At 68.4% G+C, this 18,130-nt stretch carries 15 protein-coding genes and 2 pseudogenes; 7 read left to right on the top strand and 10 right to left on the bottom strand.

What is annotated here, in order from left to right:
• Positions 1-8: 8 nt before the first annotated feature.
• Positions 9-599: a cyclic nucleotide-binding domain-containing protein gene (locus ACWPN3_RS05425; protein ID WP_492261161.1), complete on the bottom strand. Its 591-nt coding sequence runs from the start codon at positions 597-599 to the stop codon at positions 9-11.
• Positions 600-658: 59 nt separating this feature from the next.
• On the bottom strand, positions 659-1,279 hold the full coding sequence (locus tag ACWPN3_RS05420) for a TlpA family protein disulfide reductase (RefSeq protein WP_492243708.1): 621 nt from the start codon (positions 1,277-1,279) through the stop codon (positions 659-661).
• 89 nt (positions 1,280-1,368) lie between these two features.
• Here ACWPN3_RS05420 and argH point away from each other — a divergent pair, with 89 nt between their 5' ends.
• From argH to lysA, 3 genes are read left to right on the top strand one after another with little or no spacing between them, the layout of a single operon-like run.
• Positions 1,369-2,817, top strand: a complete 1,449-nt coding sequence (gene argH, locus ACWPN3_RS05415; protein ID WP_492243709.1) for an argininosuccinate lyase — start codon at positions 1,369-1,371, stop codon at positions 2,815-2,817.
• Positions 2,814-3,020, top strand: coding sequence for a hypothetical protein (locus ACWPN3_RS05410; RefSeq protein WP_109096351.1), 207 nt, complete (start codon positions 2,814-2,816; stop codon positions 3,018-3,020). The genes argH and ACWPN3_RS05410 overlap by 4 nt, the downstream gene beginning before the upstream one ends.
• 32 nt (positions 3,021-3,052) lie before the next feature.
• On the top strand, positions 3,053-4,312 hold the full coding sequence (lysA, locus tag ACWPN3_RS05405) for a diaminopimelate decarboxylase (RefSeq protein WP_109452416.1): 1,260 nt from the start codon (positions 3,053-3,055) through the stop codon (positions 4,310-4,312).
• 70 nt (positions 4,313-4,382) lie between these two features.
• Here the strand turns inward: lysA and ACWPN3_RS05400 are convergent, their stop codons facing one another.
• The gene (locus ACWPN3_RS05400) at positions 4,383-4,808 is read right to left on the bottom strand and encodes a tellurite resistance TerB family protein (RefSeq protein WP_492243710.1); all 426 of its coding nucleotides are present in this window, start codon (positions 4,806-4,808) and stop codon (positions 4,383-4,385) included.
• Positions 4,809-5,196: 388 nt separating this feature from the next.
• On the opposite strand from ACWPN3_RS05400, the pseudogene ACWPN3_RS05395 reads away from it, so the two are divergent.
• Positions 5,197-7,266: pseudogene (locus ACWPN3_RS05395) on the top strand (ATP-binding protein); the annotation flags it as partial.
• A 268-nt stretch (positions 7,267-7,534) separates the two neighbouring features.
• Positions 7,535-7,732 (top strand): annotated as a pseudogene (locus tag ACWPN3_RS05390) (response regulator); the annotation flags it as partial.
• A 124-nt stretch (positions 7,733-7,856) separates the two neighbouring features.
• Here ACWPN3_RS05390 and ACWPN3_RS05385 read toward each other — a convergent pair.
• The 3 genes from ACWPN3_RS05385 to ACWPN3_RS05375 form a co-directional block, all read right to left on the bottom strand.
• On the bottom strand, positions 7,857-8,162 hold the full coding sequence (locus tag ACWPN3_RS05385) for a hypothetical protein (RefSeq protein ID WP_109446046.1): 306 nt from the start codon (positions 8,160-8,162) through the stop codon (positions 7,857-7,859).
• A 142-nt stretch (positions 8,163-8,304) separates the two neighbouring features.
• Positions 8,305-9,318 (bottom strand): inorganic phosphate transporter, encoded by a 1,014-nt coding sequence (locus ACWPN3_RS05380; RefSeq protein ID WP_109446045.1) that lies wholly within the window; start codon positions 9,316-9,318, stop codon positions 8,305-8,307.
• A 13-nt stretch (positions 9,319-9,331) separates the two neighbouring features.
• Positions 9,332-9,976 (bottom strand): DUF47 domain-containing protein, encoded by a 645-nt coding sequence (locus ACWPN3_RS05375; RefSeq protein ID WP_109446044.1) that lies wholly within the window; start codon positions 9,974-9,976, stop codon positions 9,332-9,334.
• 267 nt (positions 9,977-10,243) lie between these two features.
• Here ACWPN3_RS05375 and ACWPN3_RS05370 point away from each other — a divergent pair, with 267 nt between their 5' ends.
• The gene (locus ACWPN3_RS05370) at positions 10,244-10,765 is read left to right on the top strand and encodes a hypothetical protein (protein ID WP_109446043.1); all 522 of its coding nucleotides are present in this window, start codon (positions 10,244-10,246) and stop codon (positions 10,763-10,765) included.
• A 6-nt stretch (positions 10,766-10,771) separates the two neighbouring features.
• Here the strand turns inward: ACWPN3_RS05370 and ACWPN3_RS05365 are convergent, their stop codons facing one another.
• The 4 genes from ACWPN3_RS05365 to ACWPN3_RS05350 form a co-directional block, all read right to left on the bottom strand.
• Positions 10,772-12,553, bottom strand: coding sequence for a glycoside hydrolase family 17 protein (locus ACWPN3_RS05365; protein WP_492261160.1), 1,782 nt, complete (start codon positions 12,551-12,553; stop codon positions 10,772-10,774).
• Positions 12,554-12,824: 271 nt separating this feature from the next.
• Entirely contained in the window at positions 12,825-13,433 is a 609-nt protein-coding gene (locus tag ACWPN3_RS05360) for a class I SAM-dependent DNA methyltransferase (protein ID WP_492243712.1), read from the bottom strand.
• A gap of 186 nt (positions 13,434-13,619) precedes the next feature.
• Positions 13,620-14,393, bottom strand: coding sequence for a ferredoxin--NADP reductase (locus ACWPN3_RS05355; protein WP_492243713.1), 774 nt, complete (start codon positions 14,391-14,393; stop codon positions 13,620-13,622).
• 237 nt (positions 14,394-14,630) lie between these two features.
• Positions 14,631-16,073, bottom strand: a complete 1,443-nt coding sequence (locus ACWPN3_RS05350; RefSeq protein WP_098736258.1) for a helix-turn-helix domain-containing protein — start codon at positions 16,071-16,073, stop codon at positions 14,631-14,633.
• 301 nt (positions 16,074-16,374) lie between these two features.
• Between ACWPN3_RS05350 and aceA the strand changes: the two genes are divergently transcribed.
• Positions 16,375-17,652: an isocitrate lyase gene (gene aceA / locus ACWPN3_RS05345; RefSeq protein WP_109446038.1), complete on the top strand. Its 1,278-nt coding sequence runs from the start codon at positions 16,375-16,377 to the stop codon at positions 17,650-17,652.
• Positions 17,653-18,130: the final 478 nt, after the last annotated feature.

Raw genomic sequence — 18,130 nt, 5'->3', positions numbered from 1 at the left:
TCAGCAGATCAGATCTCGCCGAACAGGCTGCCCGGCCCGAAGCTGGCGATCTCCTCGTCCTGCGTGCCCCGGCCGGGGCGGAACGCGACACGGCCGGACTGGATCAGATAGGCGGCGTTCAGCGGCTCGTTGGGGCTGAAGAAGACGTGCCCTTCGCGGATCATCCGGCGGTCGGCCACCTTCTGGAACGAATTGGTGGAGCGGAAATCCACCGCATTGCCGACCCGCTCGGTCGGCGGCAGGCCATAGTCGCGGCGGATGGCGGCGATCAGGCTCTGCAACAGGTAGGACGCCAGCGGCGGGCTGCGCTTCAGCAGGCCGCGGAACACCTCTCGCGTCACCTCGACGCACGTCACCTCGGTCAGCGACCGCACGGTGGCACTGCGCTCGCCATCGTCGATCAGCGCCATCTCGCCGACCACCGCCCCCTTGCCGACCACCCCCAGCCGCCGGATGCTGCCGTCCGCGGCGGTCAGCAGCACCTCCAGCTCCCCGGATTCGATCAGCCATGCCCGGTCGGCGCGCTCGCCCTGCAACATCATCACGATGCCGGGCTCGATGGTGTAGCGCTTGGGACCGGAAGAGGCGGACTGCGTCATTGGGCGGCTCGGGACAGGCGGAGGTTATCTCCCCACTCTACCCCATGGCCGCCGCATCGTCAGCCTCGGGTCTTCATCACCCCGCGGTCGCGGGCCGGCCCGCCGCCAGTGCCGCCGCCGCGGCCCAGGAACTGGCGCAGAAAGGCGACGACCTCCGGCGAATCCCACTCCACCGCCCCTTCGACGCGGCCAAGCTCACGGCCCTCGGGATCGACCAGGATGGTGGTGGGCAGGCCGCGCAGCGACAGCGCCTTCATCGACTCCGAACCCGGATCGAGGAACACCGTCAGATGCTCCACCCCCGTCTTCTTGTAGAAGGGCTCGACCGCCGTCCGCCCGCCGCGGTCCAGCGACAGCGCCACCACCTGGAAGGCGTCGCCGCCCAGCTGGGCCTGGAGCCGGTCGAGCGACGGCATCTCCTTCACGCACGGCCCGCACCAGGTCGCCCACAGGTTCAGCAGGATCACCCGGTCCTTGAAATCGGCCAGATCGACCCGCCGCCCCTCGGCATCGACGAAGGACAAGGGCGGCATCGGCTTGGGCTCCGCCCCCTTGAACTTCTCCAGCTTGTCGGCGCCGGTCGAGGCGGCGGGCGTGACCGCGTCGGACGCGCCCAGCCGCACCACCTCCGGCGCAGCAGGCGCCGCACCGGCGCTCCACCACAGGCCGGCCCCGGCCATGCACACACAAACCGTTGCGACCGCCGTCAAAGTCCGCATACTCACGCTTCCTCGCTCCCCTTCACCCGAATGCCCCGGTATCCGTCCCCATGAGCGCCGATCAGACCACGCCGACTTCCGCCGCCCCGACCGGCGCCTCCACCGGCTCTGCCGCACCCGCCGCCAGCCAGATGTGGGGCGGGCGATTCGCCCGCGGTCCCGCCGCCATCATGGAGAAGATCAACGCCTCCATCGGCTTCGACAAGCGGCTCGCCGACCAGGACATCGCCGGGTCGAAGGCCCATGCCGCGATGCTGGCCAAGCAGGGCATCATATCCCAGGCCGACGCCGACGCCATCATCGACGGGCTCGACCGCGTAAAGGCAGAGATTGACGCCGGCAGCTTCACCTTCAAGGTGGAGCTGGAGGACATCCACATGAATGTGGAGGCCCGGCTGGCCGAACTGATCGGCGAACCGGCCAAGCGCCTGCACACCGGCCGCTCGCGCAACGACCAGGTGGCGACCGATTTCAAGCTGTGGGTGCGCGACGCCATCGACCGCACCATCGCCGGCCTGACCGCGCTGCAGACCGCGCTGATCGACCTGGCGGAGCAGCACACCGGCACGGTGATGCCCGGCTTCACCCATCTCCAGGCGGCGCAGCCGATCAGCTTCGCCCATCACCTGCTGGCCTATGTCGAGATGTTCGGGCGCGACCGCAGCCGGTTCCGCGACGCCCGCTGCCGGCTGAACGAATGCCCGCTCGGCTCGGCGGCGCTGGCCGGCACGCCCTACCCCATCGACCGCTTCATGACGGCGGAGGCGCTGGGCTTCAACCGGCCGACCGCCAATTCGCTGGACGCGGTGTCCGACCGCGACTTCGCGCTGGAATATCTGTCGGCGGCGTCGATCTGCGGCATGCACCTGTCGCGCTTCGCCGAGGAGATCGTGATCTGGTGCTCGGCGCAGTTCCGCTTCATCAAGCTGTCGGACGCCTTCACCACCGGCTCGTCGATCATGCCGCAGAAGAAGAACCCCGACGCGGCGGAGCTGGTGCGCGCCAAGGCCGGGCGCGTCATCGGCAGTTTGAACAGCCTGCTGATCGCCATGAAGGGCCTGCCGCTGGCCTATTCCAAGGACATGCAGGAGGACAAGGAGCCGGTGTTCGAGGCCGACGACACGCTGGCGCTCTGCATCGCCGCCATGGAAGGCATGGTGCGCGACATGCAGCCCAACGTGCCGGCGATGCGCGAGGCGGCCGACCGCGGCTTCCTGAACGCCACCGACCTCGCCGACTGGCTGGTGCGGGAGCTGGACATGCCCTTCCGCGAGGCGCACCACGTCACCGGCCGCGCCGTGAAGGCGGCGGAGGACCGGCGCGTCGGCCTGACCGACCTGACGCTGGCCGAACTCCAGGCCATCGAGCCGCGCATCACCGAAGCCGTCTATCCGGCGCTGAGCATCGAGGCGTCGCTGAACAGCCGCACCAGCTTCGGCGGCCCGGCCCCCGTCCGCGTGCAGGAGGCGGTGAAGGCCGCCCGGGAGCGTTTCCTGTGAACAGCCGTCTTCCCCGCTCCGTCTCCCTGACCGTCCTCGCCCTGGCCGGCGCCCTGGCGCTGGCCGGCTGCGGCAAGAAGCCGAAGGCCGTCGACAGCCCGGTTCCCGAAGGGCAGGTCGATCCCTTCCCCCGCACCTATCCCAACCCCTCGCTGGACCCGAAGCCCGGTAAGCCGGCCGGTTCCGGAGTCCAGTTCCCATGACCGCCCGCACCGGTGCCCCGAACGGCTCACCCATGAGCGTCTTCGCCTACCGCAACGGCGTTCTGCACGCCGAATCCGTGTCGCTGGAGGATGTGGCGCGGGAGGTGGGCACACCCTTCTACCTCTATTCCACCGCGGCGCTGGAGTCGCACTACAACGCCTATGCCGGCGCCTTCGCCGGCCAGGATGCCGGCGTCTGCTATGCGCTGAAGGCCAACTCCAACCTCGCCGTCATCCGCACGCTGGCGAAGCTGGGGGCCGGCGGCGACGTGGTGTCGGTCGGCGAGATGAAGCGCGCGCTGGCCGGCGGCATCCCGCCCGAGCGCATCGTCTTCTCCGGCGTCGGCAAGACCCGCGACGACCTGCGCGCCGCCCTTGAGGCCGGCATCCACCAGATCAACGTGGAATCGGTGCCGGAGCTGGAGGCGCTGAGCCAGATCGCCTCGTCCATGGGCGTGGAGGCTCCCATCGCCTTCCGCGTCAACCCGGACGTCGACGCCAAGACCCACGCCAAGATCGCCACCGGCAAGAAAGAGAACAAGTTCGGCATCGACTACGACCACGCGCGTGAGATCTACCGCCGCGCGGCCGCCCTGCCGGGCATCAAGCCGGTCGCCATCGCCGTCCATATCGGCTCGCAGCTGACCGACCTCGCCCCCTTCCGGGCGGCCTATGAGCGGGTGGCGGCGCTGCTGCACCAGTTGCGCGAGGACGGCCACGACATCCAGCGCCTGGATCTCGGCGGCGGGCTCGGCATCACCTACAAGAACGAGGCGCCGCCCGATCTGGCCGACTATGCCGCGATGGTGCGCTCGATCACCGGCAATCTCGGCTGCCGGATCACGCTGGAGCCGGGCCGCTCGCTGGTCGGCAACGCCGGCATCCTGGTCAGCCGCGTCATCTATGTGAAGCAGGGGCTGCACCGCCGCTTCGCCATCGTCGACGCGGCGATGAACGACCTGATCCGCCCGTCGCTGTACGACGCTTATCACGGCATCGTGCCCGTCGCGGAACCCGCTGCCGACGCAGCTGCCGAGCCCTACGACGTGGTCGGCCCGGTGTGCGAGAGCGGCGACACCTTCGCCGTTCAGCGCCCGCTGCCGCCGCTGGCCGACGACGACCTCGTCGCCTTCCTGTCGGCCGGCGCCTATGGCGCGGTGATGGCCTCGACCTACAACACCCGGCCGCTGGTGCCGGAGGTTCTGGTCAACGGCGACCGCTTCTCCGTCATCCGCCCCCGCCCGACGGTGGAGGAGATGCTGGCGGCCGAGCGGGTGCCCGATTGGCTGTAAGGGACTGGCTGTAAAGGGCTGGCTGTAAAGGACTGGCGCCCCCTCCCCATCGGAGAGGGGGCGGTCCCCGTCAGCCATCCAGCACGAACCGGGCGTTCTTCGCGGTCAGTGCCTCGAAATAGGGGCGCAACGTGGCGTCGTCGAAGCCGAAGGCCTGCTGGAAGCGGATGATCAGGTCGCGCTCGCCCTGCTCCGCCTCGCCGTCGGCCATGGCGCTGTCGATCATGTTCAAGAGGATGCACAGCCGCTGCTGCTGGTTCAGCTTCGGCGCGACTTCGGCCAGGAAGCTGTCCGGCGGGGTGCTGCGCGCATATTTGAGGCAGCCGTCCAGCTCCTCCCGCGAGGCGCGGCGGCCGAGGACGGAAACCAGATGGCCGACCTCCTCCGGGTCGATCTCGCCATCCGACCCCATGCAGTAGACCAGCGACACCACCAGCGCACGGCGCGGATTCATCTCCAGCGGCGCGTTGCCCTTGAACATATCGAACAGACCCATCGTTCGACCTCCCCAATGGTTCAGACGCCCGCCCATTTGGGTCCATGGGACAGGCCGCGCAAGAGGAGGGGCGGCGCGATTTTTTTGAATGAGGCGGGCGTTTCCGGCCCCGCAAGCCCCCTGAAACTGTCCGGCCATCGGGGCAAACCCCAAGCCCCCTCCCGCTCGAATAGCACAGCCGCTCCCCCGGTTTCGTGATAGTTTGGATGTAAAGTTTCGGGCGGGCCGCATCGCGCATCGGCACACAAAAGGGGGATTTGTGGGACGCTTCCTACGGGGCGCGCTGGTGGTGGTGGTCGTGCTGGCCGCATTGGCGGGCAACGCGGCCCACAGGGTCTATTACGATTACCAGGACACCCAGCAGCGCCGCTTCGCCCTGGTGCAGGACATGGCCCGGCTGGTCGACGACCATGTCCGCCGCACGGTGCGGACGGCGGACGTGGCGCTCGACCAGGCAGCGGCCATGGTGGCGGAGGCCCGCGGCCTGGAGAAGCTGCGCGACCTGAAGCATTGGGCCCGTCTGCGCGAACAGGCCGCCCAGGTCGAGGGCGCCGATGCCATCTGGATTTACGACGCCGACGGCCGCGCCGTGCTCGAATCGGCCAGCTTCCCCAACCGCATCGCCGATTTTGCCGACCGGACCGGTCTGGAGGCCCTGCGCGGCGGGACGCGCCTGCACATCGGCGCGGCGCAGCCGGTCCGCACCGGGGCCTATCCGCTGGTCTTTCCGGTTTCCCGCCCACTGCATGACGACGAGGGGCGCTTCGTCGGGGTGGCGTCCGTGTCGATCCGGGTGAACCACCTGACCGACTTCTACAGCATTCCGGGCCTGGAATTCGATCCGCTGATCGCCGTCTACCGGCCGAACGGCGAGGTGGTTGCCCGCCGCCCGGAGCCCGAAGCCTCGGCCGGCCGCACGGCCGTAGCCGGAACGCTGTTCCAGTCCCGGCTGCGCGAAGCGCCGGAGGGGCAGTTCCTGTCGCTGTCGCCGCTGGACGGGGTGCTGCGCATCGCCGCCTACCGGACCGTGCGCGACTATGGCCTGGTGGTGCTGGCCGGCATCGACCGGGACGAGGCGATGGCCGTGTGGCGCACCCGCACCCTGCACACGGTGGTGGAGACCCTGGTCGGCCTGCTGGCGGTCCTCGGGATGCTGGCCTGGGGAATGCGCTATCTCGACCGCGAGCGCAAGGCGCAGGTCGCCTTGGCCGAGGCGCGGAACGCGGTGGAGCGGACCAGCGCCGAACGCGACGAGAGCGCCCGGCTCGCCGCCGCGCTGAACCAAGCCCGCGACATGGCGGAGAGCGCCCGGCAGGCCGCCGAGGCCGCCAACCGGGCCAAGGGCGAGTTCCTGGCCGGGCTGAGCCACGAGCTGCGCACGCCGCTGAACGCCGTCATCGGCTTCGCCGACCTGATCGCCCGCGAGGCGGAGGGGCCGGTCGGCACCCCGTCCTACCGGCAATATGCCGCCAATGTCCGCGACAGCGGCCAGCATGTGCTGGAGCTGATCAACGAGATCCTCGACCATGCGCGGGCGGAGGCCGGGGCGCTGACCCTGGAGGAGGGGCACTGCGACCTGGAGGACGCGGCGGATTTCGCCGTCCGCATGTTGACCCCGCGGGCGGAGCGCGCCGGTGTGCTGCTGTCGGCGGTGGTGGCGCCGGCGGTGAGTGCCTTGCGCGGAGACGACCGCCGCATCCGCCAGATCCTGCTGAACCTGATCGCCAACGGGGTGAAATACACGCCGTCCGGCGGATCGGTGACCCTGTCAGCCCTGCTGGAGGACGGCACGCCGGTGATCCGCATCACCGACACGGGGCTGGGCATCCCGGCCGAGGATCTGGATCGCGTGCTGGAACCCTTCGCCCGTGTCGAGAGCGCCGACCACCGCGGAGTGGAGGGCGCCGGGCTGGGCCTGCCGCTGACCAAGCGGCTGGTCGAGCTGCATGGCGGCACGCTGGCGCTGCGCAGCACGCTGGGCGTCGGCACCACGGTGACGGTGCGGCTGCCGGCGAACCGCCTGTTGCCGGCGGAGGCTTCGGGCAGGACAGCGGCACCCCCGGCCCACCCGGCCATCGCTCACTCGGCCATCACCCGCCCAGCCATCGCCCCCGCCGTCCCCCCACAGCCTGCGGCCCAGCCCTTGCCGCCTGCGCTTTCCCCGCCGCCGGCCGGACCGCTGTCGATCCTGCTGGTGGACGACGACCCGACCGTGCGCGACATGGTTTCCGGGCTGCTGCGCGGCTGGGGCCATCGGGTGATCGCGGCGACCAACGCCAACGAAGCGCTGGTGGTGCTGGACGGGCCGGAGAAGCTCGATCTGCTGCTCAGCGACGTCGTCATGCCGCCGGGCATGGACGGGACGGAACTGGCCCGGCACACCGCCCGCATGCGCCCGGGCCTGCCGGTTCTGCTGGCCTCCGGCTTTGCCGCCCATGCCGTCGGCACGCCTGCCGGCTTCGGCCCCGACGTGGCGATGATCGCCAAGCCCTTCTCCATCGACGACCTGCGCCGGCAGCTTGCCCGCGTCGCCGGCCGGCGGGCGGAGACGGCAGCCCAGGCTCAGGCAATCGCCGCCCCGCCGCCTGCCCAGCTTACCCCACCCCACCCCACTCCCCTGCCCCATCCCGCCGGACCGCCGCGCCTGCTGATCGCCGAGGATTCTGTCGATCAACCGCGAACTGCTGGCGGCGCTGTTCAAGGACAGCGGCTACCGCATCGATCTGGTGGCCGATGGCGCCGCGGCGGTGGAAGCGGTGAAGGCCGGCGATTACGACCTCGTGCTGATGGACGTGCAGATGCCGGAGATGGACGGGCTGGAGGCGAGCCGGATCATCCGCGCCCTGCCGCCGCCGCTGGGCGACCTGCCGATCCTGGCGCTGACCGCCGGTTCGTCGGACGAGGAGCGGCGCGACTGCTACGAGGCCGGCATGAACGGGCACATCGGCAAGCCCTATGAGCGCGACCTGCTGCTGCGTCAGGTCGCCCGCACGCTGGCCGCCGGGCGCAGCCGCACCGGCGCCGCCTGAAGGCCCGCCTGAAGCCGGGTCAGGGCTGCTCGAACACCCTCGGGAAATGGGCGAGACGCCGGCCGAACAGGCTTTGCGGCGTGGCGTCGGTCACGACCGGCTCCGCCTGGCTGGCGGGCAGCGGTGCCATGGGCAGGGGCGTGGCGGAGAGCGCGCGCGCCGAGGCCGGGCGTGGACGGCGCTCGGTCTTCTCGGGTGGGGCGTAGAAATGCAGGGTCAGCTGGCCGTCGGCTTCCGCCGCATAAGGCAAGCCTGGGACCGTCCGGCGTTCGGTGCCGGGAAGCACATACTGCTCACCTTGGTCGGTGCGTTCGATATGCGGCATGACCGGTATCCTGTCTCCACCGGACCGATCCTGCCGTTCCCGCCCTTGCGGGTCAAGGGCGGGCTGCGTCACGAAGGGCTTATCCGATCGTACTGGTATCCGCCCCCTCGTTCACAGGGTGTTCTCCCCCAAATCGAGGCCCTTACGGGTGCAGGACGCTCGCCACCAGCAGGTAGGACAGCCAGGCGACGATGCCGGAGGCGGGAATCGTCAGCACCCAGGCCCAGACGATTCGGCCCGCCAGCCCCCAGCGCACCGCCGAGGTGCGGCGGGCGGAGCCGACGCCGACGATGGCGCCGGTGATGGTGTGGGTGGTCGAAACCGGGATGCCCAGCCACGTCGCGCCGAACAGGGTGATGGCGCCCGCCGTCTCGGCGCAGAAGCCCTGGTAGGGCTTCAGGTCGGTGATGCGCGACCCCATGGTGCGGACGATCCGCCAGCCGCCCATCATGGTGCCCAGCCCCATCGCCAGCTGGCAGGCGATGATCACCCAGAAGGGCACGTGGAAGGTATCGCCCAGCATGCCCTGGCTGAACAGCAGGACGGCGATGATGCCCATCGTCTTCTGCGCGTCGTTGCCGCCATGGCCCAGGCTGTACAGCGCCGCCGAAACCAGCTGCCAGTGCCGGAACTGGCGGTCGACCGCGAAGGGGGCGGCCCGGCGCAGCGCCCAGGACAGCACCAGCATCAGGAGCAGCGCCAGCAAGAGGCCGATGCCCGGCGACAGCACGATGGCGACCGCCGTCTTGGTGAAGCCGCTGGCGATGATGGCGCCGAAGCCGGCCTTGGCGATGCCCGCCCCGGCGATGCCGCCGACCAGCGCATGCGACGACGAGGACGGCAGCCCGAGATACCAGGTGATCAGGTTCCAGCCGATGGCGCCGATCAGCGCCGCCAGGATCACCGCCGGGTCCATCACCAGCGGATCGACCAGCCCGGTGCCGATGGTGGTGGCGACATGCAGGCCGAAGAACAGGAAGGCGATGAAGTTGAAGAAGGCCGCCCACAGGACGGCCAGCTTGGGCGACAGCACGCGGGTCGACACCACGGTGGCGATGGAGTTCGCCGCGTCGTGCAGGCCGTTGATGAAGTCGAAGGCGAGCGCCACCAGAACGATGACGGCGATCGCCGGCAGGCCGAGCTGCAGGGCCTCCATGACCGGGACCGCCTCAGACCTGATCGAGCGTGATGCCCGCGACCAAGTCGCCGACGTCGTCGCACCGGTCGGTCACCGCCTCCAGCATCTCGTACAGCTCGCGCCGGCCGAGGAAGGCGATCATGTCCGGCTTTTCCGCGATCAGCGACTGGAGCGCGCTGCGCAGGATATCGTCGGCCTCGTCCTCGATGTCGGACAGCCGGCCGCAGAGATGGTCGATCCGCTCGGCGTTGCGGGCGATGGCGCCCAGGAGCGGCATCAGCTCGACAAGCACGTCGGCCTGCTGGCGGATCAGGGCGACGAAGCGGCGCATCGGCTCGTCGAACGCCTCGATGCCGTAGAGGCCGGCATGGCGCGGCACCTCGTCCATCAGGTCGATGGCGTCGTCCAGCGCGTTGATCAGCGACAGGATGTCCGAGCGGTCGAAGGGGGTGATGAAGGCGCGGTGCAGGTCGCGCCCGGCATCCTTGGCGATGCGGTCGGCGTCCTTCTCCACCCGCTTCAGCGCTGCGACCTTCTGCGCGCGGTCGTCCGGTCCGGAATCCATCACCGCTTCCAGTGCGATGGATGCTGCCACGATGTGGCGGGCCTGCTCGACGAACTGGTCGACGAAGCGTTCCTCCTTCGGCATCAGCGAACGGAATGCGCGCAGCAGCATGGGACGGTGACTCGCGTAGACTGGAATGGTTTGGCGCTGCTCTTAGCACGCTTCGCGGTGCGGTGCAGCGGCGGCATGTCATGTAAAGGTCATGAAACAGTCATTTGGTAGCAAAATCGCCACAGGTCGCGGCACATCGCCGCTTTTCACCCTTCCAACCAATCCGGCAAACCGGTTGGGCCGGCCCCATAACCAGGGACCATGGAAAGCCGCCGGCCGCCTTCCCAAATCTCACAAAGCCCCTCCCCCGACCGCAGGGTTCCGCCCATGACGTGCCCATCCCCCGCTCTCCGCCTTGCCATGCCGGCGCTCGCCGTCCTGCTGCTGAGCGCCGCCCCGCTGCATGCCCAGACGGTTCCACCCGGCGACCCGGCCGGCCGGTGCAGCCCGACCGTCTCGGCGGCGCTCAGCACCTGGGACACCGGGGTCGCGGCGGCGGAGCGTTTCGGCGACAAGGCCGCGGCGGTGGCGCGCGAGAAGGGGCGGGAGTATCTGCTGCCGCTGCTGGGGATCGACCCGAAGGCGGTGCCGCCCGACGCCAAGGGCGGCGGCACGACCGACGATGTCGGCCGCGCGCTGGAGGAAAGCCGCAACGATCCCAAGCGCCGCGCCGACCTCTGCGCCGCCATCACCCGCGCGGCGGACGAGGCGAAAAACTCGGCCGGCGCCGGGCTCGACGCGCTGAAACGGGCCCTGGACAACTGGCAGCTGACGCCGCCCGCCGCTCCGGCGCCCGGCCCGGCCCCTGCTCCGGAACCGACGAAGCAGGACGGGCTGATCCGGACCTGACTTTCTTCAAATTCGCCGAAGCGGACGCCGGGCGCTCCACACCCCGGCCAGGAAGGGCAGCGCCAGCAGGACCTGCAAGGCTGCCCAACCCAGCGCTTCCCAGTTCGGCCGGGTCCATTCGACCTCGTGCAGCGCCTCCATGAAGGGCAGTTGGCCGTAGATCAGCGATTCGAGCGGCACGAAGCCCTCCGCCACCACGGTCAGCAGCGCCGCCAGCAGCAGGCCGAAGCCCAGAGCCAACTCGACCGGCAGGCGGCGGACGGCGCCGCACAGGCCGCGCGGCTCGCCGTCGGCGACGGGAATCGCCGGACGGAACAGGCTGGCGATGCCCAGCGCGCCCTGCGTCTCCGTCCCCACCGGCCGGCGGGCGGCGCGGATCAGGCCCAGCGCCGGCAGCGCCACCGCCGGGATCAGCAGGTACGGGTTGGGGAAGTCGCGGTAGCGGCCGTCGAAGACGATCAGCAGCGACCAGACCAGCGCCGCGACGCCCAGCGCCACGGCGCTCCACCGCCCCACCCGCTCGGTGCGGGTCAGGGCCGGGCGGGCATGGCGCAGGCCGGCCAGCGGCTCGCTCGCCAGACCGCCGCTCGCCAGCGTGCGGTGGGCGGTCAGCAGAACCGCCAGCGCCAGCGCCGCGGTCAGCGCCAGCATCGCCACCGCCAGCGTGGTGTCCTGCCAGTAATGCTTGCCATGCTCCGCCAGGAAGGCGGCGCGGATATAGAGGGTGGACAACGCCTGCGCCAGCAGGATCAGCACGACCCAGCCGGTGCCCGGCACATGGCGGCGCAGCAGCGACAGCCCGCCCAGTAGCACCAGCGCCAGCCCGCTCGACGCCGCGAACAGCCAGGGCCACGCGACATTGCCGACGACCGGCCCGGCCAGCGAGAATTTCGGCGTGCGGTCGGCGTTGTACAGGCCCCAATGGCCGCCGACCGTGCCCTCAAGCTTGGCCTTCCATTCCTGATCGAAGGCTTCGATCACGTTGTAGTCGAAGCCCTCCTGCTCGGCCATGCGGACGAAGGCATTGACGAACTTCGCCTTGTTGACCAGCCCCGGCACGGCGGCCCCGCGCGAGCGGCCTTGAGTCGGCCAGCCGGTCTCGCCGACCAGGATCGGTTTGCCGGGAAAGCGGTGGGCGATGGTTCGGTAGCTCTGGCGGATGCGCTCGGTCGCCGCCTCGACGCCGGCCGGCACATCCTCCCAATAGGGCAGCAGGTGGATGGTCAGGTAATCGACGTGGTCGGCGATCTGCGGGTATTTCAGCCACCATTCCCACACGTCGGCATAGGACACCGGCTGCTTCACCGCCGCCTTGACGCGGTCGATGTAGCCGGCGACCTGCTCCGGCGTCAGCTCGCGGCGCAGCAGCACCTCGTTGCCGACGATGACGCGGGTGATGACGTCGGGATAGCGGTTGGCGAGGTCGATCAGCGAGGCGATCTCCGCCTCGTTCTTGTCGGTCCGCGAGGACAGCCAAGCCCCCATGGTGACCTGCATGCCGTGCTTGCGCGCCAGTTCCGGCACCACCTGCAGGCCTTCCAGCGAGGTGTAGGTGCGGATGCCGGCCACCTGCGGCGCCAGTGCGACGAGGTCCTCCTCGATCTGGGCGGTGGAGGGCAGGACGCCGGTCAGCGGGCTCTGCCCGTCGCGGAAGGGCGCGAAGGACACGCTGCGCAGCTTGCCGCCGGGCGGCGGGTCGAGCGGCACCGGCAGGTTCGGCAGGGACCAGACGGCGAGATTGGCGAGGCCGGCGACGAGCAGCGCGGCAAGGATGAGGATCAGGCGCATGGGCGGGATGTCTACACCAAAGGCTTGACGGTTTGAACGGCGACCGTCGCACCAACAGGCCGGACGCCGATTTTATTCACGGATGCGGACAGAAAATGGGCGCGCCCCCCAAAGGAGGCGCGCCCAGTCGGTCAAGGATTGAGTGACGTGCCTTCGTCACAATTCGGTAAACCGGCGGGAGGGGAGGTTTATTCCGCCGGGGCGACAATTTATGCAGGTCAATGGCCTTCGTGCGCTCAGTATGAAACGCAAGACGCCGTAACCGGCCTCATCAGCCCGCTTGGGCACGCGCCAGCCAAACCGTGTGACCGTTGCACTCAGGATCCTCTCGTACATGCGCGACGACATCGAACCCGTGCGCATCCAGCAACGCACGGTATTCATCCCCGTCCAGGCTGGCATGGAACAGGGGTTCACCCTGGAGAGCACCGATCGCCTCTCCATGCGCGGGGCCACTGGTGAACATGAGAGCGGTCGCCGGCGCCGCATGGCGTTGAAAAACCTCGAACATCCGCTGTTGGTCATCCCAGCGCAGATGAAAGAAGCTGTTCCAGGCCAGGATGCCGTCAAAACGCCTGGGCAAGGACAGTCCGCGCATGTCCGACAAGAGCCAACGATGCTCGGGAAACCGCTCCTGCGCCAGTCCCAGAAGAGGCGGAGACGTATCGATCCCCGTCACCGCGAACCCGCGCTCGATGAAATAGCGCGCCACGGGGTCGGCGCCCCCACAGCCCAGATCCAGGACAGCACCCCCGGACGGCAGAAGCTCCTGGAAACGATCGAGCCAGACCTTCTCGAAAAGGCTACGGCCGCGGCTGGACTCCCACGCAAGGCCATGCTTTCGGTAAATCTCGATGATCTGATCGGCCGCGTCCGTCATCGCACCACCATAACGACGCGTCCGGGCTGCAACCAGGCCTCCCAGTCATCGAATCCAATCAACCCGGGAAGAGCGGAGGGACGCTGGGAAAACCGGAAGCCTGAAGTCCATCAGGCACTTCCGTGAACGCCTGATGGACTCCGGTGGAACGCATGAAACTCTGGCGCGGCCCGAAAGCCGATACCCTCAGCGCTCCACGAACGCCTTTTCGATGACGAAGCCGCCCGGCTCGCCGTTGGTGCCCATGACGAAGCCGCGCTTTTCCATCATCGCGGTGGTCTCGGCCAGCATGGCCGGGCTGCCGCAGATCATCACGCGGTCCTTCTCGGCGTCCAGTTCCGGCAGGCCCAGGTCTTCGTATAGCTTACCGGTTTCCATCAGCGTGGTCAGGCGGCCCTGGTTGCAGAAGGGCTCGCGCGTCACGGTCGGGTAATAGAGCAGCTTTTCCTTCACCTGCTCGCCGAAGAACTCGTTCTCCGGCAGGCTGTGGTGGATCAGGTCGTCATAGGCCAGCTCCGCCACCGTGCGGGTGCCGTGGGTCAGGATCACCCGGTCGAACTTCTCGTACATCTCCGGGTCCTTGATGATGCTGAGGAACGGCGCCAGGCCGGTGCCGGTGCTCAGCAGATACAGGTTCCGCCCGGGAAGCAGGTTGTCGGTGATCAGCGTGCCGGTCGCCTTGCGGTTCACCAGCAGCGTGTCGCCTTCCTTCAGGTGCTGGAGCCGCGAGGTCAGCGGGCCGTCCTGCACCTTGATGCTGAAGAACTCCAGCGTCTCCTCGTAATGCGCGCTGACGAGGCTGTAGGCACGCAGCAGGGGCCGGCCTTCGACCTCCAGCCCGATCATGGTGAACTGCCCCGGCAGGAAGCGGAAGGACGGATCGCGCGTGGTGGTGAAGCTGAACAGCGTGTCGGTCCAGTGGTGAACGGTCAGCACGCGCTCTTTGATCAAGTTGCTCATGGGGGCGTTCCAAAACCTGTCGAGGCCAAGCTCTGTTGGCAATGTTCAATACAGAAGTCCGGGACGCTGCGTTCAGGTGGCCGGCGCGATGACACGAGCGGAGCTGCCGCGACGCAACGGCCGAAACCTATCAACAAACCCGGTCGAAGGCCACGGATTTATACCAGTCAAATGACGGGCTTTCCGGCAAACAACACGAATTCCGCCGTACAACATTGATCCCGGTCAATTGAATCCTTATTCCGCGCTGGGCGGCGCGAACAGGTAGGGCGACAGGCCGCGCAAATTCTCATCGACGATAAGCCGATGATTCAGCGGCGGAAACGCCCGCTGCGAACAGTCCAGCCGCGGGCAGAGCCGGCAATTCACCCCGATCGGCGTCGCCGCATCGGTGTTGGACAGGTCGAACCCGTCCGCATAGGTGACCTGAGCCGCATGCTGGACATCGCAGCCCAGCGCCACGGCGAATTGCTGCGGCGGGCTGCGGTGACCGCCGCCGGCCTTCACCACCGTGCGGGCGATGGAGAAGTAGGCGGTGCCGTCCGGCATCTCCGCCATCTGGCTGTGGATCTTGCCGGGCGTGCGGAAGGCCTCATAAACGATCCAGCGCGGGCAGCCGCCGCCGAAGCGGGCGAAATGGAAGCCCGCACCCGAAAAACGCTTCGACACGTTGCCGGCGCTGTCCACCCGCATGAAGAAGAAGGGCACGCCCTTCGCCCCCGACCGGTGCAGGGTGGTCAGCCGGTGGCAAACCTGCTCGAACGACGCATCGAAGCGCCGCCGCAGGATCTCGATGTCGTAGCGCAGCTGGGTCGCCGCCTCGTGGAAGCGGGCATAGGGCATCAGCACCGCCGCGGCGAAATAGTTCGCCAGCCCGATCCGGGTCAGCCGCCGCGCCTCGTCGTCCGACAAATTGGCGGCATCGACGATGCCGTTCAGCAGGTCGCGGTGGCGCAGCAGCGCGATCTGGCAGGCGAGCTGGAAGGTGCGGCCCGACGGCGCCAGCATCTCCGACAGCAGGATGCGCCGGCTGTGGCGGTCGAAGCGGCGCACCGCATAGCCCATCACCTCCGACGGCAGCAGGCGGACACGGACGCTGTGCTGGGTGTTCAGCCAGTCGACCAGCCCGCGATAGAGGTCGCCGCGTTCCAGCTTGCCGTCCTGCCACAGGCTTTCCGCCGCCGCCTCCAACTCGGGGAAATGGTTGGAATGGGTCTGGAACAGGTCGCGCACCTCGTCCTGCGGGAAGCCGGTGGCCTGCACCAGATGCAGCTTCTCGCGGTCGGCGACCCGCTCCGCCAGGGCCTGGAGATCGTCGCGCGCCCCGCGGAAGCCGCGATAGAGCGCCACCACCGCCTGCCCCAGCGTCGGCGCCACCGCCGCCAGTTCGCGGAAATCCTGGTTCTTGATGTCGGAGCCGTCGAACAGCTGGTCGGAGAACACCTCGCGCAGGCCGGCCACCAGCCGGCTTTCCTCATCCTCGGCGAAGGCCTGGAGATCGACGCCGAACTGCTGGCCCAGCTTCAGCAGCAGCGGCACCGTGACCGGGCGCTGGTTGTGCTCGATCAGGTTCAGGTAGCTGGGGGAGATGCCGAGCTGGTCGGCCATCTGCGCCTGGGTCAGCCCCTGGTCGCGGCGCAGGCGGCGGACCTTCGGTCCCAGCATCGCCTTCTTTTCCATGGTCGCCACCGCGCTTCTCCGCTTTACAAGATTTACCGATTTACAGCTTTGTGAAGACGGCAGTTTACAAACGGACCTTTTTACAAACAAGGGCTTATTGCAACGCACTCGGGCCGGGTTTAAGTCTTGGTTCACGGCCGCGCTGTAAAGCGCAAGCGGCCCCGAAGACACCGGACGGCAGAGCAAGGCGGGAGGAAACGCCACTGTCCGCAACCGGATGCCGGGACCGACAAAAGGCCCGCCCCGAGACCCCAGTTCCGCCCCGATCGACCGGGCGCACCGGACAAAAGGAACCTGACCCATGTCGCTCGATGAAAAGACCAAGACCGCCATCCACGCCGCCCGTTACGAGGGCATCCGCCGCGACTACACCATGGACGACGTCAAGCGTCTGAGCGGCTCGGTCAAGATCGAGTACACGCTGGCCGAGCTGGGTGCGCGCCGCCTGTGGGAGCTGCTGAACACCGAGCCCTACATCAACACGCTGGGTGCCTTGACCGGCAACCAGGCGATGCAGGCGGTCAAGGCCGGCCTGAAGGCCATCTACCTGTCGGGCTGGCAGGTCGCCGGCGACGCCAACACCGCCGGCCAGATGTACCCGGACCAGAGCCTGTATCCGGTGAACTCGGTCCCGGCGGTCGTCGAGCGCATCAACAACACCTTCAAGCGCGCCGACGAGATCCAGACCTCCGAGGGCAAGGGCGACACCTACTGGTTCGCGCCGATCATCGCCGACGCCGAGGCCGGCTTCGGCGGCCCACTGAACGCCTTCGAACTGATGAAGGCGATGATCAAGGCCGGCGCCGCCGGCGTGCACTGGGAAGACCAGCTGGCTTCGGAAAAGAAGTGCGGCCATCTCGGCGGCAAGGTTCTGATCCCGACGCAGCAGCACATCCGCACGCTGAACGCCGCCCGTCTGGCCGCCGACACCTGCGGCACCTCGACCCTGGTGATCTGCCGCACCGACGCCGAATCGGCGCAGCTCATCACCTCCGACGTCGACGAGCGCGACCATCCCTTCATCGACTTCGACGCCGGCCGCACCGCCGAGGGCTTCTTCCGCCTGAAGAAGGGCGTCGGTGTCGAGCACTGCATCGCCCGCGGCCTGTCCTACGCGCCGTACTCGGACCTGATGTGGTGGGAGACCTCCAAGCCGAACCTGGACGAGGCGCGCCGCTTCGCCGAGGCCGTGCACAAGCAGTTCCCCGGCAAGATGCTGGCCTACAACTGCTCGCCCTCCTTCAACTGGCGCGCCAACCTGGACGAGGCGACCATCGCCAAGTTCCAGCGCGAGCTGGGCGCCATGGGCTACAAGTTCCAGTTCGTCACGCTGGCCGGCTTCCACAGCCTGAACTACTCGGCCTTCACGCTCGCCAAGGGTTACGCCGAGCGCGGCATGGCCGCCTATTCCGAACTGCAGCAGGCCGAGTTCGCGGCCGAGAAGGACGGCTACACCGCCACCAAGCACCAGCGCGAAGTCGGCACCGGCTACTTCGACGCGGTCGCCACGGCGATCTCCGGCGGCACCTCCTCGACCACCGCGTACAAGGACTCCACCGAGGCTGACCAGTTCCATTGATCGCAGGTTCCGATCAACGGGAGTGGTCCGTGATCCAGTGTGCGAGCTGGATCTTTTCGAACGGCTGATGCTTTGACTTGCCGACGGCCGGGGGCCTTCCCCCCGGCCGCTTTTTTTGCGTCATGCAGCCTACACCCGGTTCATTCGGAATAATCCTTCGGGGAAGCCACGCCCCCATGGTATGGCTGACCTGCGCCGCATCAACCGGTGGTATGGGCCGGTTGGCCCGAAAGTCTTGAACTGGGCTGGAAAATGCAGCCGAATCCACCGGTTCCAATGGAATCCGGCACGCCCCATCCTTGGGTGCGCCGCGGAATCCCTTGTTGACTTGGGGCCTCATCGGGACCAATTAAGTCCGCATGCTGAAAACAAACCGATCCGGGACGTAAAGGTCCCACACGCCGGCACCCGACCTCGGGGTCCCGGCGGGCGGAACTGGCCGCCGCGCATCCCCATGCGCGGCGATGACCGTTTCCCG

The organism is Azospirillum sp. UENF 111221, assembly GCF_058780625.1.
Note: the sequence above shows the minus strand (reverse complement) of the source record. Positions and strands in the feature narration are given on the sequence as shown.

Coding starts and splice junctions, on each gene's coding strand:
- ACWPN3_RS05420 (WP_492243708.1), bottom strand. CDS start 1,279: ATGGCCGGGGCCGGCCTGTGGTGGAGCGCCGGTGCGGCGCCTGCTGCG.
- ACWPN3_RS05375 (WP_109446044.1), bottom strand. CDS start 9,976: ATGCTGCTGCGCGCATTCCGTTCGCTGATGCCGAAGGAGGAACGCTTC.
- argH (WP_492243709.1), top strand. CDS start 1,369: ATGAGCGCCGATCAGACCACGCCGACTTCCGCCGCCCCGACCGGCGCC.
- lysA (WP_109452416.1), top strand. CDS start 3,053: ATGAGCGTCTTCGCCTACCGCAACGGCGTTCTGCACGCCGAATCCGTG.
- ACWPN3_RS05385 (WP_109446046.1), bottom strand. CDS start 8,162: ATGCCGCATATCGAACGCACCGACCAAGGTGAGCAGTATGTGCTTCCC.
- ACWPN3_RS05380 (WP_109446045.1), bottom strand. CDS start 9,318: ATGGAGGCCCTGCAGCTCGGCCTGCCGGCGATCGCCGTCATCGTTCTG.
- ACWPN3_RS05360 (WP_492243712.1), bottom strand. CDS start 13,433: ATGACGGACGCGGCCGATCAGATCATCGAGATTTACCGAAAGCATGGC.
- aceA (WP_109446038.1), top strand. CDS start 16,375: ATGTCGCTCGATGAAAAGACCAAGACCGCCATCCACGCCGCCCGTTAC.
- ACWPN3_RS05365 (WP_492261160.1), bottom strand. CDS start 12,553: ATGCGCCTGATCCTCATCCTTGCCGCGCTGCTCGTCGCCGGCCTCGCC.
- ACWPN3_RS05350 (WP_098736258.1), bottom strand. CDS start 16,073: ATGGAAAAGAAGGCGATGCTGGGACCGAAGGTCCGCCGCCTGCGCCGC.
- ACWPN3_RS05425 (WP_492261161.1), bottom strand. CDS start 599: ATGACGCAGTCCGCCTCTTCCGGTCCCAAGCGCTACACCATCGAGCCC.
- ACWPN3_RS05370 (WP_109446043.1), top strand. CDS start 10,244: ATGACGTGCCCATCCCCCGCTCTCCGCCTTGCCATGCCGGCGCTCGCC.
- ACWPN3_RS05400 (WP_492243710.1), bottom strand. CDS start 4,808: ATGGGTCTGTTCGATATGTTCAAGGGCAACGCGCCGCTGGAGATGAAT.
- ACWPN3_RS05355 (WP_492243713.1), bottom strand. CDS start 14,393: ATGAGCAACTTGATCAAAGAGCGCGTGCTGACCGTTCACCACTGGACC.